Raw genomic sequence first — 14,716 nt, 5'->3', positions numbered from 1 at the left:
ATTCAAATCCATCCTTTTGTGCAGGCTCAAGCCACCATGCCGGACCAGACAAACAATCCAGATGCCGTTGTCTTTGACGACTACTGCAGCGGGCAGTTGCTTGATGCGCGCGACGGTCCGGCCGTCGCCGCGCTGGTGGCCGCCGGCGCGAACGTCAATGCCGTCAGAGACGGCAACACCGCGCTGATGATCGCGGCTTACCGGGGACGCCTGGATGTGGTCGCAGCGTTGAGGACGGCGGGAGCAGATATGCATGCCCGGAACCTTGATGGTCACGACGCGCTGATGCAGGCGGCGGACCAGGGGCACCTGGCCGTGGTGGACATGTTGCGCCAGGCGGGAGCGGACATCCATGCCAGGGACCATCAGGGTACGACCGCGCTGATATTCGCGGCGGGCCATGGGCACCGGGCCGTGGTGGACGCGCTGCGGGAAGCCGGCGCGGACATTCATGCCGCAAACGATGCTGGCGCAACCGCGCTGATGGTCGCAGCGCGCATGGGGGAGCTGGCCATGGCAACGGCGCTGATGGCAGCTGGGGCGAACGTCGATGCCGTGGACGAGTTCGGTGTGTCCGCGCTGATGCATGCGGCGAGGCACGCACAGCTGGAGATCGTGAACGCGTTGCGCCACGCGGTAGCGGACATTGATGCCAGGGCCCATAACGATGCGACTGCGCTGCTGATTGCGGCGCACTTCGGGCATTCGGCCACGGCGTGCATGCTGCTGGACACCGGCGCCGCGATCAGTGCTGTCGACAGCGAAGGCGACACTGCGCTGATGCACGCGGCGCGCTTTGGACAATGGGAGACGATAGACCTGTTGCGCGGCCGCGCAGCGGATCCGCATGCCGTCAACCATCAAGGCATGACTCCGGCTGCCGCCATGCTCGAGACATTTCTGGGAGTGGACATCAACGCCCCGGGCGATCACGGTCTGACCCTGCTGATGGACGCTGCGCAAAGAGGCTACCAGGCCAAGATGGAAGTGCTGGTGGTCGCTGGAGCGAATGTCGATGCCGCGACCCCGAACGGTGACACCGCGCTGATGCACGCGGCACGCTGCGAACAATGGGGCGCAATGGACACCCTGCGGGCCTGCGGCGCGGATGTGCATGCCGCCAACCACTACGGCCTCACCCCGTTTGCTTCCGCGCTGGACTCCCTGCGCAAAGCAGGCAAGGACGTCCATTCCCGCAACGAGGGCGGCTTGACCCCGCTGATGTTCGCGGCGCAACAGGGGTACGTGACCCTGACGGAGGTATTGCTGACCGCGGAGCCGGAGATGGAGGCTGTCGACTGCAATGGTGATTCCGCGCTGTTGCATGCAGCCCGCGGTGGACACCTGGCCGTCGTGCATCTGCTGGCGGGCGCCGGCGCGAATCTCCATGCCGTCAATCTGCAGGGATGCGCGGCACATCTGCTCGCGGCCAGCCATGGGCATGCCGAGGTGGTCGAGGCATTGCTGGATGCCGCCGTGCTTTCGATCGGCGACAAACCCCATGGCCCGGGTGATACCTATGACGTCGATCACGCCAGCGCCGGCTGGAATGCAGCTGCGCACGCGAGGGGCGGTGGCGACCATGGCGGTGAAAGCCGGCTTGTGCTGGATCAGGCGGTCGCGTCCGGGGCGATGGACGATGCGTCCTGGTGGGGGGCGCCGCCCACGGCCACGGTGGTGGGGGCGGACCTCCACAGCCAGTGAGCGTGCAGGCGGCCCGGCACCGGCCCGGTGTTCAGCGCATTCTGCGGCGCAGCCAGGCGCTGGCCTGGTCGACGGCGATCGACAGCGCCAGCATGGCGACGATCACCGTGGCGGACTGGGCATAGTGGAATAGCGACAGCTCGAAATACAGCAGTTGCCCCAGGCCGCCCGCGCCGACAAAGCCCAGGATCGCCGCCATGCGGATGTTCATTTCCCAGCGGTACAGCGTATAGGCGATCAGCTGCGGGCCTGCGCCGGGCAGCGTGCCGAACAGAAATGCCAGGCCTTTGCCGGCGCCGCTCAGGCGCAGGGCCGACGCCGGCGCGGGCGGCGCATTGTCCAGTGCCTGCGCATACAGCCGGCCGAGCACGCCGCTGGTGTGCAGCGCGAGCGCCAGGGCTCCCGCGAACGGGCCCAGGCCCACGGCCAGCGCGGTGATGGTCGCCCAGACCAGCTCGGGCACCGAGCGCAGCAGGTTCAGCAGGAAATGGCTTACGGGGCGCAGCGGCGCCAGCGCCAGCAGCAGGCCCAGCACCGCCGCGAGCAGCGTGCCGACCACCGAGATCGCGAGCGTCTCCCAGGTGCCGACGGCGACGCGGCGCAGCCAGTCGGCGCTCAGGTCCATGGGAAAGAAGCTCGCGACGAACTGGCCCATGGCGCCGGCCGACTCGCGCGAGAACAGCGCCCACAGATCCATGTCGAGCAGCCGGAAACTCGCCCAGACGGCAAGCACCAGCGTCGCTGCGCCGCCGCCGCTGCGCCAGCCCCAGGGCGAGGGCCGCGTGCCAGGCGAGGCATCGAGCGCGCGGCGCAGCCCGTGCGAGAGCGCGTCGGCCGCGAACACCAGCGCGAGGAAGGTGAGCAGAATGCTCGCGGCCTCGCCGCCATTGAGCATTTTCATCGACTGGTCCATGAGCTGACCCAGACCACCCGCGCCGACAAAGCCCATCACCACCGACGCGCGGATCGCGCATTCCCAGCGGTAGACGGTGTACGAGACCAGCTCCTTCGCCGCCTGCGGCACCAGCCCGTAGAGAATCGCCAGCGGCCGGCGCGCACCGCTGTGGCGCAGCGCGCGCGCGGGCGCCGGGTCGGTCGATTCGAGGATTTCGGCATAGACCTTGGCCAGCATGCCGCCATAGGTCAGGCCCAGCGCGAGCACGCCCGCGGCCGGCCCTAGACCGAAGACGCGCACGAACACCAGCGCCCAGACCAGTTCGGGAATGCCGCGCAGCACGGTGAGCAGGCTGCGTGTGAGCGGGTTGAGCGTGGGCCGGTCGCGGCCCGCGGCGCTGACCAGATAGGCGAGGGGGATGGCCAGCGCACAGGCCAGCGCCATGCCGGCCGTCGCGATCGCCAGCGTCTGCAGCGTCGCCTGGCCCAGGTAGGCCAGGAACTCGCTGCCCGTCGCCGGCGGCAGGAAAGCGGCCAGAAAGTTGCCGATGACGGCCAGGTTGCCGGGCTCGAACAGCGCGCCGGGGCGCACTTCGGCGGCCTCGAACAGCGGCCAGAGAACGCACAGCGCGAGCACTGCATGGGCCAGGCGCGAGAGGCTCGCGGGGTCGCGCTGCGCGGGTTTCAGTGGCATGCGTTCATGGGTAGGATGGCTGCGGCGGCCTGGGGCGCCGCCAGCGTGGGCAACGGCTGGTCTTCGCCCGCATACAAGGCCTGCAACTGTGCTTCGCTGACCTGGGCTGCGGGCAGGTCGAAAACGATGCGCCCGCGCTGGATGCCGACAATGCGCGCAAAGCAGCCGAGCGCGAGGTCGACCGCGTGCAGGCTGGCGACCAGCGTCGCGCCGCGCTGGGCGGCGTCATGCACCAGCAGCCGCACGGTGGCCAATGCCAGCGCCGGGTCCAGCGCCGACACCGGCTCGTCGGCGAGCACCAGCGCGGCCTGCTGGTAGAGCACGCGCGCAATGCCCGCGCGCTGCAGCTGGCCGCCCGAAAGCTGGTCGCAGCGCGCGAACAGCTTGTCTTCGAGTTCGACCCGGGTAAGCGCGGCGCGCGCGCCTGCGATGTCCATGGGATAGGCGAGCGAGGCCAGCGACTTCCAGGCCGGCCATTGGCCCAGCCGGCCCGCGAGCACGCTGGTGACCACGCGCTGGCGCCCGGGCAGGGGCGGTGCCTGGTGCACGGTGGCGATGCGCGCGCGCAGGCCGCGCAGCGCCCGCGCATTGAGCGCAGACAGGTCGGCGTCCAGCACCCGCGCCGTGCCATGAAGGCCGGGCTGGGCAGCCCATGCCGTGCCCAGCACGGACAGCAGCGAGGTCTTGCCCGCACCTGAAGGGCCGATCAGCGCAATGCTTTCGCCCTGGCGCGCCGCGAGCCGGATATCGGCCAGCGCGACGGTGCCATTGGCGTGGGCCAGGCCCACGCCGTCCAACTCGAAGCTCATGCGGTCGGGACGCTGGGCTTACTTCAGCAGTCCGGCCGACTTCGCGGCGTCTTCGATGCCGACGTAGTTCCTGGCTTCGGTCGGAATGAATTTCGCCGCGCGCTGCAGGTCCAGGATGGCCTTGTGCTCGGGCTTGGCCGGATCGAGCTGCAGGAAGGCCTGTGTGAGCTTCTTGACCAGCGCGGGATCGAGGTCGCCGCGCACGGTCCAGTTGTAGTCGAAGTAGGGCGGCGTGGTCGCGAACACGCGCACCTTGCTGGTGTCGACTTTCTTTTCCTCGACCAGCTTGTCCCAGACCGACGCATTGAGCACGCCGGCTTCGGCGCGGCCCGCGGCAACGAACGCCACCGTGGCGTCATGCGCGCCCGAGAAGGCGACGTTCCTGAAATCCTTTTCGGGGTTCAGGCCGGCCTGCTGCAGGAAAAAGCGCGGCATCAGGCTGCCTGAGGTCGACGAGGGCGCGCCGAACGCAAAGCTCTTGCCCTTGAGGTCGGCCAATTCCTTGACCTGCGGATTGGCGGTGATGAACTTGGAAGTGAAGCGTGCATCTTCCTCGCGCTGCACGATGGGGATGGCCGTGCCGTTGGTGCGGATCCTGGCCTGCACGAAAGTGAAGCCGCCGAGCCAGGCCAGATCGAGCTTGCGCGTGGCCAGCGATTCGACCACGGCGGCGTAATCGGTCACGGGCGTGAAGACCACCTTCATGCCGGTCTGCGCTTCGAGGTACTTGCCCAGCGGTGCGAACTTGCGCTGCAGCTCGGTAGGTGCTTCATCGGGAATGGCGGACACCCGCAGGACATTGTCTGCGGCCAGCGCCGGCAGGGCCGACAGGGAGGAGACGGCCAGCGCGCAGGAAAGCGCCTGCTTGAGCGCCAGGCGGCGTGCAGAGGTATGACTCATGGAAGGTTCCGGTTCGGTTGAAGCCACCACCGGGCGGATTCCACGGCAGCCAGATCTGGCGCCAGGACGCGGACTGTCTTGTGCCGTGTCCTGGTGCTCGGGCCATTGTATTGGTCAGGGGCTGCGTTGGCTGGCAGGGCGGTGCTTGCCGCAGGAAGATGCGCGGGTACCCTGCGGCGCAAACATGCTGCTCCCGGTTCATGGGCGCCGAGGGTGCCGTTGCCAGCAAGAAACGACGCCAGGCCCTGCGAATCATGCCGATCACAGGAAAAATGCTGACAATGATGGATAGCAAAAAACTATGAAAATAAATTTATTTACATAAATTTCAATTGCCGTCAAAGCCTTGGCTTGCGTCGATCTCACCTCTACAGCCCATGCCCAATAACACAGCACCTGAGCTTTCCCCATATCACTACGACCGCATTGCCCGGCTGCTTGATGCGCAAACTCAGCAAGTCGTCGACGAACTGCTTGCTTCCGGAGTGGACCTCGAGGCCCCCGACAAGGAGGGTTGCACCGTGCTGATGTGCGCAGTGAAGGAGGGCCGCATCGGCATGGTGAAAGCATTGTTGCAAGCGGGCGCGAACATTGAAGCCAGGGACCCGGATGGCAACACTCCCTTGATGGAGGCGATCGCCCGCAGGGACCTGCCTATGGTGTCCGCACTGCTGGATGAAGGCGTGAACATCGACGCCAGGAACAACAACTGCACCGCGCTGATATTCGCGACGTACTCCGGAGAAGTGGCCATGATGCGCATGCTGCACAGCGCAGGCGCCGACATCGACGCTGCCTGTGCTACGGGATTGACGCCGCTGCTGATGGCAGCATACGAGGGCCATCTGGACATGTTGAATGCACTGCTGGAAGCGGGAGCGAACGCAAATGCTCGGGCCGAGGGGGGCGCAACCGCGATGATGCTGGCGGCGGGCAAGGGCAAGGTGCCGATGCTGAATGCGTTGGTGCTCGCGGGCCTGGATATCCAGGCCACGGCCGATGGCGGTGTCACTGCGCTGATGGTTGCGGCACAGGAAGGGCAGTCAGCCGCCGTGGGCGTGCTGCTGGCTGCCGGGGCAAGGATCGATGCGGTCGACAACGAAGGCAGCTCTGCGTTGCTGAGCGCCGCATGTGCGCAGGCATGGGCCTGCATGGATATCCTGCGCCTGCATGGCGCGAAGATGCATGCCGCCAACTATGTGGGAGAGACGCCGGAGCAGACCATCCGGGCAGTATTCAAGGACATCGACGTCAACGCTCCCCTGCCGGGCGGTCTGACCCGGTTGATGGACGCGGCAAAAAACGGCTTTTGGACCCTGATGGAAACGTTGATCGCCGCCGGCGCGCATGTGGATGCCGTGAACGGTGAGGGCGACACCGCACTGATGTTCGCGGCACGCGGCGGGCAATGGGCCGCGATGGACATGCTGCGCGACCAGGGAGCGGATATGCATGCCCCCAACCACGACGGCGTTACCCCTTTTGCGGCCGCGCTGCAGACTTTGGAAAAGTCTGGCGACGTTGGCCTTGCCGACAACGGCACCGCTTTCGCCACGGTGCGGCTTTTGCTGGAACAAGATCACTGGACCCACATGGAACTGCTGTTTGCCATGGTCGCGGGCATCGAAGCCATTGACCATCGCGCGCAGACCGCGCCGCAGGAGGTCTGCGACCTTGCGGTCGGCACGGCTGGCTCCCGCGACCCGGTGGGGGCAGATGACGCTGGCTACAGCAATATCATTGCCGGGCAGGAAGGTCGGCACGATGCACCTGCCGTGGCGTTTTGCGGAGTCCCCGCTGACTGATTGTCAGCCGCAGCAGAGACGGCGCTTCAGTGGGCAGTGGCTCGCAGCCTCCGCAGAGGGCTGCGCACCCCGGTTGGCGCCAGTTCAGCTGAATCGCACTTCAAAGAAGCTGCATTCGCCGTCGCCCAGCCCCTGCATGCCGGCCTGGGTTGCGGCGTTGGCGGCCTTGGTCCAGCGTGCAAAGGTCGCCTTGGCTTCGTCGGTGATTTCCTCGGGCGGCGTCTCCTCGAGGCCCAGCACGCATTCCAGCGCCAGGGCCACCTGCTCGGCGCCGCCCAGCTGGCGCTCGATCACGCGCGCATAACGCGCTTCGGCCCGGGCCCGTTCCTGCTCGGGCAGGCTGGGGTAATCGCACAAAGAAACGGTGTAGAAGGTTTCAACAGTGTCCATGATGGGTCTAGATAAAGAAGTTGACTGTTGGAATGTACAGTGGATTTTGCCTTTCAACTGTTGTTTTTTACAGGTATTTCTGACCGCCAGCCATAGTGCGGCCCGCGTCAGGGGGCAGCGAGAGGCCGTACCAGCCTTACCAGCAGCGTATTTCCCCGGCCCATCTCTCCACTCGCCTTGCCTGTCGCCCAGTCCACGGCCCAGGCCTGCTGCGCCGACAGGCGGCTCTTGCCCGGCCCGGTCTGCTCGTAGCTGTACTGGTTGACGGGCGCGGCGTTCACCGCGGCCGTGCCGGTCCAGTGCCAGCCGCCGGGCACGTCCGGCAGCAGCGCGGCCTGCTCGCCGGCCAGGGCCGCGTGCTGGCGCAGGCGGCGCAGTTCGTTGGCGCGCGGCAGCCGCCAGCGCAGGCCGTCGGCCTGGTGGAGTGACTGGGCGAGTTCTTTCGCCTGGCCGAAGCTCAGGCGCTGCGGCCTGCCTTCGCAGCGCTGCTTGCGCCATTCCATGCCTTGCAGGCAGCGCGGCCAGGCCAGACGCGCGCGCAGGTCATGCACTTCGCTGCCATCGGCCGAAAGCTGCAGTTGGGCCGGTGCGGCATCGGCGCTGGTCCGGGCCAGCAACTGCGGGCTGGCGAGCAGCGTCGCGGCCAGCAGACAAAGGGGACGGAAGCAGAAGCGAAGGGCAGTCGGCATGGAGTGTTCTGTGCGGCAAAGACAGTCTGTATTGTGACGCCGTGCGCGCCGCTGGCGATGCCTCGATTGCTTGATCAAGATGCCCGGCCGGTCCGGCCGGCGCCGTATCCTCACGGCCGGGGCCTTGAGCCACTACCATGGCCCCGGGCCCCACCGTGGGCCGCAGTCCAGCAAGCCAGGGAAAGCCATGCAAGAGTCCGTCGAGAAGCCGCCAACGAGCACCGAAAGAACCCCTCCCGTGACGCGTCAGGATATCGCCGACGGTCTGCCCGCGGGGCGGCGCGCCAGCGCGATGCTGGTGATCCTGCTGGGACTGGCGGTGGTGGTGCTCGACAGCAGCCTGCTCAACCTCGCGTTGCCGGCGATCGCGCGGGCGTTCCAGGCGCCCGCGTCGCACGCGATCTGGGTGGTCAATGCGTATCAGATCGCGACGCTGGTGATGCTGCTGCCGCTGGCGGCCGTGGGCGAGCGCATTGGCTACCGCAGTGTGTATCTGTGGGGCATGGCGCTGTTTGCGCTGGCGTCGCTGGGCGCGGTTTTCGCGCCGTCGCTGGGCGCGCTGATTGCGGCGCGCGCGCTGCAAGGCCTGGGCGCGGCCGGCATCCTGAGCGTGAACGCGGCGCTGGTGCGCTTCATCTTTCCCCGTTCCCTGCTGGGGCGGGGCCTGGCGCTCAACTCTGCGGTGGTGGCGAGCGCTTCGGTGGCCGGGCCCACGGTGGCCGCAGCCATCCTGTCCGTGGCGTCCTGGCCATGGCTGCTCGCACCGAATGTGCCGCTGGGCCTGCTGACGCTGTGGCTGGGGCGAAAATCCCTGCCGGACACGCCGCGCGTGCTCGGCGAAAGCGGCGCACGGGCGTTTTCCGCGCTGGACCTGGTGCTCAATATGGCCATGTTCACGCTGGTATTCCTCGGCGCCGACGCACTGGGCGTGGCGCGCAAGGACCAGGCCGGCTCGATGCTCATGGGCGGCCTGCTGCTGGGCGCGGGCCTGCTGATCGGCGCCTGGCACCTGGTGCGCCAAAGCCGCAAGCCGCGTCCGCTGTTTCCCGTCGACCTGCTGCGCATTCCGGTGTTCGCGCTGTCCATGGCTTCGTCGGTCAATGCGTTCTGCGCCCAGACGCTGGCGTTTCTGGCCCTGCCTTTCCTGCTGCTCGAAACCCACGGCCGCAGCGCGCTGCAAGCCGGCTTGCTGCTCACCGCCTGGCCGCTGGCGATCGTCACCGTCGCACCGCTGGCCGGCTGGCTGATAGGCCGCTACCCCGACGGCCTGCTCGGCGGCCTGGGCATGGCGGTTTTCACGGCCGGACTGTGGCTGCTCGCGCTGCTGCCGGCGCAGCCGTCGGATCTCGATGTCATCTGGCGCATGGTGCTGTGCGGCGCGGGCTTCGCGCTGTTCCAGTCGCCCAACAACCACACCATCGTGCGCTCGACGCCGGTGCAGCGCAGCGGCGCGGGCAGTGCGATGCTGGGCACGGCGCGCCTGACGGGCCAGACCATGGGCGCGATCATTCTCGCCACGCTGTTCGCGCTGTGGCCCGGCCATGGCGGCACCGCCGAAACGGTGGCGCTGGTCGGCGCGGGCTGCTTTGCCGCGCTGGCCGGGCTCTGCAGCAGCCTGCGCATTCGCCAGCCGCGGGCCTGAGCCTGGCGCGTGGCCGTTGCGACACGCTGGCGACACGGGCCAGCCGGGCGCCAACGCACAATGCCCCAGCGGCCTTGGCGGCCGGCGAAATTCCCACCATCACAGGAGACAGCGAGATGACGCGTAAGGTGCAACAACTGTTTGATCTCAGCGGCAAGACGGCCCTGGTGACCGGAGGCTCGCGGGGGCTGGGCCTGCAGATGGCACAGGCGCTGGGCGAAGCCGGCGCGAAGATCGTGCTGAGCTCGCGCAAGGCGGCCGACCTCGAAGAGGCCGTGGCCGCGCTGCAGGCCGATGGCATCGACGCGCGCTGGATCGCGGCCGATTGCGCGCGCGAGGAAGACATCCTGCGCCTGGTCGACGAAACGCTGCAGCGCGTGGGCGATGTCGACATTCTGGTCAACAACGCCGGCGCGAGCTGGGGCGCGCCCGCCGAAGACCATCCGACCGCGGCCTGGGACAAGGTGATGAACCTCAACGTGCGCGGCTACTTTCTTCTGAGCCGCGAGATCGCCAGGCGCAGCATGATTGCGCGGCGCGCGGGGCGCATCATCAATATCGCGTCGATCGCGGGCCTGGCCGGCAATCCGATCGAAATGAAGACCATTGCCTACAACACCTCCAAGGGCGCCGTGATCAACTTCACGCGTGCGCTGGCCGCGGAGTGGGGCGTGCACGGCATCAACGTCAACGCGATCTGCCCGGGTTTCTTCAAGACCAAGATGGCCAGCGTGCTGATCGAGTCGCTGGGCGAGGAAAAGATGGCCAGCCACGCGCCGCTGCGCCGCCTGGGCGACGACGAGGACCTCAAGGGCATCACGCTGCTCTATGCCTCGGACGCGGGCAAGCACATCACCGGCCAGTGGATGGCCGTCGACGGCGGCGTGAGCGTGGTCACGGGCGGCTGAGGGCTTTTCTTCCCCGACAATAGCGCTGCCGTGGCGCGCCCAGCGCCTGGCCCCTGGCGGGCGGGTGCTGCCCCCGTATCAAGAAAGGCCGATCCGGTGTTGAGTTTTGAAGCAGATATTCCTTTTGTCAGCGAGTTGGGTTTTACGCTGCACAAGCGCGCCGATGGCGAGTCCGAACTGCATTACACGCCACGTTCCGAGCACCTGAACTCGTTCGGCGTGACCCATGGTGGCGCCCTGATGGCGCTGCTGGACGTGACCATGGCCCAGGCAGCCTGCAGCGTGGTGCCCAGCACCGGCGGCGTGACGATTGAAATGAAGACTTCCTTCATGCTGCCCGCGCGCGGCGCGCTGGTGGCCAAGGGGCAACTGCTGCACAAGACACATGGCGGCATGGCCTATGTCGAGGGCGCGGTCTATGACGCCCAGGGCCTGCTGTGCTGCAAGGCCTCGGGCACGTTCAAGCTCAAGCACCGCGAGCCGCTCAAGGCCCCGGCAGCGGCCGCTTCCGAGGCCGCGCAGGGCTGAGCGGGCGCAGTCGCCCGCGCGCTGCGCGCTTCGCCAGGCTTTCGATGGCATTGCAATGATTACAAGGAGACAGTTCATGACCCGGAATCAGCAAATTCTTCTCGACAACCGCCCGCAGGGCGAAGCCGTGGAAAGCAACTTCAGGCAGGTGCAGACCGAGGTGCCGGCGCTGCAGGACGGCCAGGTGCTGGTGCGCCACCACTACCTGAGCCTGGACCCCTACATGCGCGGGCGCATGAACGACAGCAAGAGCTATGCGGCCAGCCAGCCGCTGGGCGAAGTCATGATAGGCGGCACCGTGGGCGAGGTGGTCGAGAGCCGCCACCCCAAGTTTGCGGTCGGCGACCAGGTCGTGGGCATGGGCGGCTGGCAGGAGTACAGCGTGGTCGACGGCAATGCGCCGGGCATGCTGCGCAAGGTAGATACGTCCCATGTACCTCTTTCCCATTATCTCGGCGCGGTCGGCATGCCCGGCGTGACCGCCTGGTACGGGCTGGTGAAGATCATTGCACCCAAGGCCGGCGAGACCGTGGTGGTCAGCGCGGCCACGGGCGCGGTGGGCAGCGCGTTCGCGGCGCTGGCCAAGGCGCGCGGCTGCCGCGTGGTGGGCATCGCGGGCGGGCCGGAAAAATGCCGCTATGCGAGCGAGGAGCTGGGCTTCGATGTCTGCATCGACTACCGCCAGCATGCCGACGTCAAGGCCATGTCGCTGGCGCTCAAGCAGGCCTGCCCGGACGGCATAGACGGCTATTTCGAGAACGTCGGCGGCTACATCCTCGATGCCGTGCTGCTGCGCACCAATGCGTTTGCGCGCGTCGCGGTCTGCGGAATGATCGCCGGCTATGACGGCGCGCCGCTGCCGCTGCAAAATCCCGCGCTGATCCTGATCAACCGCCTGAAGATCGAAGGCTTCATCGTCAGCGAGCACATGGAAGTCTGGCCCGAAGCGCTCCAGGAGCTGGGCACGCTGGTGGCCACGGGCAAGCTGCGCCCGCGCGAAACCGTGGCCCAGGGCCTGGCGGCCGCGCCTGCGGCGTTTCTGGGCTTGCTCAAGGGCAGGAACTTCGGCAAACAACTCGTCAAGCTGGTCTGAACGACCCGAAAGACCGCCATGATTGAAGATTTCCAAGGCAAGACCGCGGTGCTGACCGGCGCCGGTTCGGGTTTCGGTCTCGAGTGCGCGCGCATAGGCGCGCGCCTGGGCATGAACCTGGTGCTGGTGGACGTGCAAAAGGAAGCGCTCGAGGCTGCGGCCGACGAAATGCGCGCGGCCGGCGCACAGGTGCTGGCCCAGCGCGTGGACGTGTCCAACCGCATGCAGATGGAAGTGCTCGCGCGCAGCGTGCAGGAGCACTTCGGCGCGCCGCACCTGGTGTTCAACAACGCCGGCGTGGGCGCGGGCGGGCTGGTCTGGGAGAACTCCGTCGCCGACTGGGAGTGGGTGCTGGGGGTCAACGTCTGGGGCGTGATCCATGGCGTGCGCCTGTTCACGCCGATGATGCTGGCCGCGGCCCAGGCCGATCCCGCCTGGCGCGGCCATATGGTCAACACCGCCAGCATGGCCGGTTTGCTCACGCCGCCCAACATGGGCATCTACAACGTGAGCAAGCACGCGGTGGTGAGCCTGACCGAAACGCTCTACCAGGATCTGTCGCTGGTGACCGACCAGGTCGGCGCGAGCCTGCTGTGCCCGTATTTCGTGGCCACGGGCATCAGCCAGAGCGAGCGCAACCGGCCCGAGGGCCAGGCCAACGCGCAGCAGACCGCGAGCCAGAAGATAGGCCAGGCAATGACCGACAAGGCCGTGTCGTCGGGCAAGGTCTCGGCCGCCGAAGTCGCGCAGAAAGTGTTCGACGCCGTTGCCGCCAACCAGTTCTATATCTACAGCCACCCCCAGGCGCTGGGCGCGGTGCAGGCGCGCATGGAAGACGTGGTGCAAGGGCGCAATCCCAGCGATCCGTTTGCGCACAAGCCGGAGCTGGGCGCGAGCCTGCGCGCGGCCTTGCGTGCGACGCCGGACTGAGAAACTCCCGCGCGCTATCCCCGGGCCGTTTCGACGGCTCTTTTTGTTGGGGGGTGATCCGACGGGCATGGTGCGCAACACGCCAGAGGAACGCGGCAAGAAACCACTGGCCGGAATGACTGCGCAGGCCATGGGCAATGATCTGCGCCAACGTAAGCGGTGAAGAAATTGTCGCGTACACGTTGAATTCGCCTTCGGCGAATGTAACGACAGGCTACAAAATGGCATCATCCTGCTGCTGGACCGGAGTGCCTGGTAAATCTCTCTCCGGGACGGCAGCCGTGTGCGCAATGCCTTGCGCACGCCGGCTTTACAAAAAGTAAATATTAGGCTTGCACAATGGTGCTCGCCTTCAATTTCAAGTTGCACCCCCATGACGTCTGCCCTGTCTCTTTCGCTGCGTGCGCGCCTGCTGTCCCATTGGCCCTCCGATCGTCCGATTGCAGCGCAGCAGTTCTCGGCATGGCGCATGGCAGCCGTGGCGGCCGCCGTGGTGCTCGTGACCGCCGGCTGCTCGCCCAAGGCCGCCGACGCTCCGGCCGCCAAGGCGCCGACCAAGGTGGGCGTGGTCACGCTCAAGACCCAGAGCCAGCAGCTCGATGCAAGCCTGCCGGGGCGCACGCGTGCGTTCCTGACGGCCGAAGTGAGGCCCCAGGTGTCGGGCATCGTGCAAAAGCGCCTGTTCACCGAAGGCGCGAGCGTCAAGGCCGGCCAGCCGCTCTACCAGATCGATTCGGCTTCGCTGCGCGCGGCGCAGGCCAGCGCCGAGGCCGCGCTGGCCAAGGCCCAGGCCAGCGAGCGCACGCTGCGGGCGACGGCGGCGCGCAATGCCGAGCTCGTGAAGATCGACGCGATCAGCCGCCAGGCCCATGAAGAAAGCCAGGCCGCCCAGGCCCAGGCCAGCGCCGACGTGGCGGCGGCCAGGGCGGCGCTCGAGAGTGCGCGCATCAACCTGCGCTACAGCAGCATCCAGGCGCCGATCAGCGGCCAGACCAGCCTGTCGACGGTCACGCCCGGCGCGCTGGTCACGGCCAACCAGGCCGATGCGCTCACGACCATCGTTCAGCTTGACCCGATGTACGTGGACTTCACGCAGTCGAGCACCGAGCTGCTGCAGCTCAAGCGCGACATCCAGGACGGGCGCTTTCAGAAGCTCGAGCGCGATGCGCTGGCGATCGCGCTCAGGCTCGAAGACGGGCGCCTGTATTCGCACACCGGCAAGCTCCAGTTCGCGGGTGTGATCGTCAACCCCAGCACCGGCGTGGTGACGCTGCGCGCGGTGGTGCCCAACCCCGAAGGCGTGCTGATGCCGGGCATGTATGTCCAGGCCCTGCTGCCCACGGGCGTGGCGCCCGAGGCCTTGCTCGTTCCCCAGCAGGCCGTGACGCGCGATATCGCGGGCAAGGCCAGCGTGCTGGTCGTGGGCGCCGACGAGAAAGTGCAGCGCCGGCCGATTGAAACCGATCGCGCCGTGGGCAGCCGCTGGCTGGTCACGGCAGGCGTGAACGCGGGCGACAGGATCGTCGTCGATGGCTTCCAGCGCGTCAAGGTCGGTGACGCCGTCGAGCCCCAGGAAGTGGACCTGGGTGCCAAGGCCAAGCTGGCTGCGGACAGGACGGCGCAGGCCAACGGCGCTGCGCCCGCGAACGCCGCGCCGCCAGCGCCCGCCGAGGCGGACATCCCCACGGCAGCTTCCGGCCCTGCGGCCCAGCCCTGAGAAAGCCGCACGC

General features: G+C 67.4%; 13 protein-coding genes. 8 read left to right on the top strand and 5 right to left on the bottom strand.

Translation table 11 applies throughout. The features are described 5' to 3' along the window. Positions 1-36: 36 nt before the first annotated feature. Positions 37-1,704 carry an ankyrin repeat domain-containing protein gene (locus GVL12_RS17170; protein ID WP_159916224.1) on the top strand — a complete coding sequence of 556 codons (1,668 nt, stop codon included), beginning with the start codon at positions 37-39 and terminating at the stop codon, positions 1,702-1,704. Between the two features lie 31 nt (positions 1,705-1,735). Here GVL12_RS17170 and GVL12_RS17165 read toward each other — a convergent pair whose 3' ends face one another. Genes GVL12_RS17165 through GVL12_RS17155 form a run of 3 tightly spaced genes read right to left on the bottom strand, consistent with a single transcriptional unit; the run spans position 1,736 to position 5,001 of the window. Next, positions 1,736-3,292 (bottom strand): ABC transporter permease, encoded by a 1,557-nt coding sequence (locus GVL12_RS17165; RefSeq protein WP_159916222.1) that lies wholly within the window; start codon positions 3,290-3,292, stop codon positions 1,736-1,738. Beyond that, on the bottom strand, positions 3,283-4,101 hold the full coding sequence (locus GVL12_RS17160; protein ID WP_159916220.1) for a phosphonate ABC transporter ATP-binding protein: 819 nt from the start codon (positions 4,099-4,101) through the stop codon (positions 3,283-3,285). The genes GVL12_RS17165 and GVL12_RS17160 overlap by 10 nt, the downstream gene beginning before the upstream one ends. An 18-nt stretch (positions 4,102-4,119) precedes the next feature. Continuing rightward, positions 4,120-5,001: a putative selenate ABC transporter substrate-binding protein gene (locus tag GVL12_RS17155; RefSeq protein WP_159916218.1), complete on the bottom strand. Its 882-nt coding sequence runs from the start codon at positions 4,999-5,001 to the stop codon at positions 4,120-4,122. Between the two features lie 377 nt (positions 5,002-5,378). Here GVL12_RS17155 and GVL12_RS17150 point away from each other — a divergent pair, with 377 nt between their 5' ends. Further along, positions 5,379-6,806, top strand: a complete 1,428-nt coding sequence (locus GVL12_RS17150; RefSeq protein WP_159916216.1) for an ankyrin repeat domain-containing protein — start codon at positions 5,379-5,381, stop codon at positions 6,804-6,806. An 84-nt stretch (positions 6,807-6,890) separates the two neighbouring features. On the opposite strand, the gene GVL12_RS17145 is transcribed toward GVL12_RS17150, so the two are convergent. Beyond that, positions 6,891-7,196, bottom strand: coding sequence for a hypothetical protein (locus GVL12_RS17145; protein WP_159916214.1), 306 nt, complete (start codon positions 7,194-7,196; stop codon positions 6,891-6,893). 107 nt (positions 7,197-7,303) lie between these two features. Further along, positions 7,304-7,885, bottom strand: a complete 582-nt coding sequence (locus tag GVL12_RS17140; RefSeq protein ID WP_159916212.1) for a DUF1566 domain-containing protein — start codon at positions 7,883-7,885, stop codon at positions 7,304-7,306. Positions 7,886-8,177: 292 nt separating this feature from the next. On the opposite strand from GVL12_RS17140, the gene GVL12_RS17135 reads away from it, so the two are divergent. The 6 genes from GVL12_RS17135 to GVL12_RS17110 all read left to right on the top strand — a co-directional run bounded on the left by GVL12_RS17135 (position 8,178) and on the right by GVL12_RS17110 (position 14,703). Further along, complete coding sequence (locus tag GVL12_RS17135; protein ID WP_159916272.1) at positions 8,178-9,527, top strand: MFS transporter; 1,350 nt, start codon at positions 8,178-8,180, stop codon at positions 9,525-9,527. A gap of 116 nt (positions 9,528-9,643) precedes the next feature. Further along, positions 9,644-10,435 (top strand): SDR family oxidoreductase, encoded by a 792-nt coding sequence (locus tag GVL12_RS17130; protein WP_159916210.1) that lies wholly within the window; start codon positions 9,644-9,646, stop codon positions 10,433-10,435. Positions 10,436-10,534: 99 nt separating this feature from the next. Continuing rightward, the gene (locus tag GVL12_RS17125) at positions 10,535-10,963 is read left to right on the top strand and encodes a PaaI family thioesterase (RefSeq protein WP_235033894.1); all 429 of its coding nucleotides are present in this window, start codon (positions 10,535-10,537) and stop codon (positions 10,961-10,963) included. Between the two features lie 76 nt (positions 10,964-11,039). Next, positions 11,040-12,056, top strand: a complete 1,017-nt coding sequence (locus GVL12_RS17120) for an NADP-dependent oxidoreductase (RefSeq protein WP_159916206.1) — start codon at positions 11,040-11,042, stop codon at positions 12,054-12,056. 18 nt (positions 12,057-12,074) lie between these two features. Beyond that, the gene (locus tag GVL12_RS17115; RefSeq protein WP_159916204.1) at positions 12,075-12,986 is read left to right on the top strand and encodes an SDR family oxidoreductase; all 912 of its coding nucleotides are present in this window, start codon (positions 12,075-12,077) and stop codon (positions 12,984-12,986) included. A 373-nt stretch (positions 12,987-13,359) separates the two neighbouring features. Next, positions 13,360-14,703 (top strand): efflux RND transporter periplasmic adaptor subunit, encoded by a 1,344-nt coding sequence (locus GVL12_RS17110; RefSeq protein WP_159916202.1) that lies wholly within the window; start codon positions 13,360-13,362, stop codon positions 14,701-14,703. Positions 14,704-14,716 lie beyond the last annotated feature (13 nt).

Origin of the sequence: Pantoea sp. 18069, assembly GCF_902706035.1 — a bacterium.
Classification (GTDB): Bacteria; Pseudomonadota; Gammaproteobacteria; order Burkholderiales; family Burkholderiaceae_C; genus Comamonas.
This window is presented reverse-complemented; position numbering and strand designations above follow the sequence as displayed.

Bases quoted from the DNA above. Each gene is read 5' to 3' on its own strand.
- GVL12_RS17170 (WP_159916224.1), top strand. From the start codon at position 37: ATGCCGGACCAGACAAACAATCCAGATGCCGTTGTCTTTGACGACTAC.
- GVL12_RS17165 (WP_159916222.1), bottom strand. From the start codon at position 3,292: ATGCCACTGAAACCCGCGCAGCGCGACCCCGCGAGCCTCTCGCGCCTG.
- GVL12_RS17160 (WP_159916220.1), bottom strand. From the start codon at position 4,101: ATGAGCTTCGAGTTGGACGGCGTGGGCCTGGCCCACGCCAATGGCACC.
- GVL12_RS17155 (WP_159916218.1), bottom strand. From the start codon at position 5,001: ATGAGTCATACCTCTGCACGCCGCCTGGCGCTCAAGCAGGCGCTTTCC.
- GVL12_RS17150 (WP_159916216.1), top strand. From the start codon at position 5,379: ATGCCCAATAACACAGCACCTGAGCTTTCCCCATATCACTACGACCGC.
- GVL12_RS17145 (WP_159916214.1), bottom strand. From the start codon at position 7,196: ATGGACACTGTTGAAACCTTCTACACCGTTTCTTTGTGCGATTACCCC.
- GVL12_RS17140 (WP_159916212.1), bottom strand. From the start codon at position 7,885: ATGCCGACTGCCCTTCGCTTCTGCTTCCGTCCCCTTTGTCTGCTGGCC.
- GVL12_RS17135 (WP_159916272.1), top strand. From the start codon at position 8,178: ATGCTGGTGATCCTGCTGGGACTGGCGGTGGTGGTGCTCGACAGCAGC.
- GVL12_RS17130 (WP_159916210.1), top strand. From the start codon at position 9,644: ATGACGCGTAAGGTGCAACAACTGTTTGATCTCAGCGGCAAGACGGCC.
- GVL12_RS17120 (WP_159916206.1), top strand. From the start codon at position 11,040: ATGACCCGGAATCAGCAAATTCTTCTCGACAACCGCCCGCAGGGCGAA.
- GVL12_RS17115 (WP_159916204.1), top strand. From the start codon at position 12,075: ATGATTGAAGATTTCCAAGGCAAGACCGCGGTGCTGACCGGCGCCGGT.
- GVL12_RS17110 (WP_159916202.1), top strand. From the start codon at position 13,360: ATGACGTCTGCCCTGTCTCTTTCGCTGCGTGCGCGCCTGCTGTCCCAT.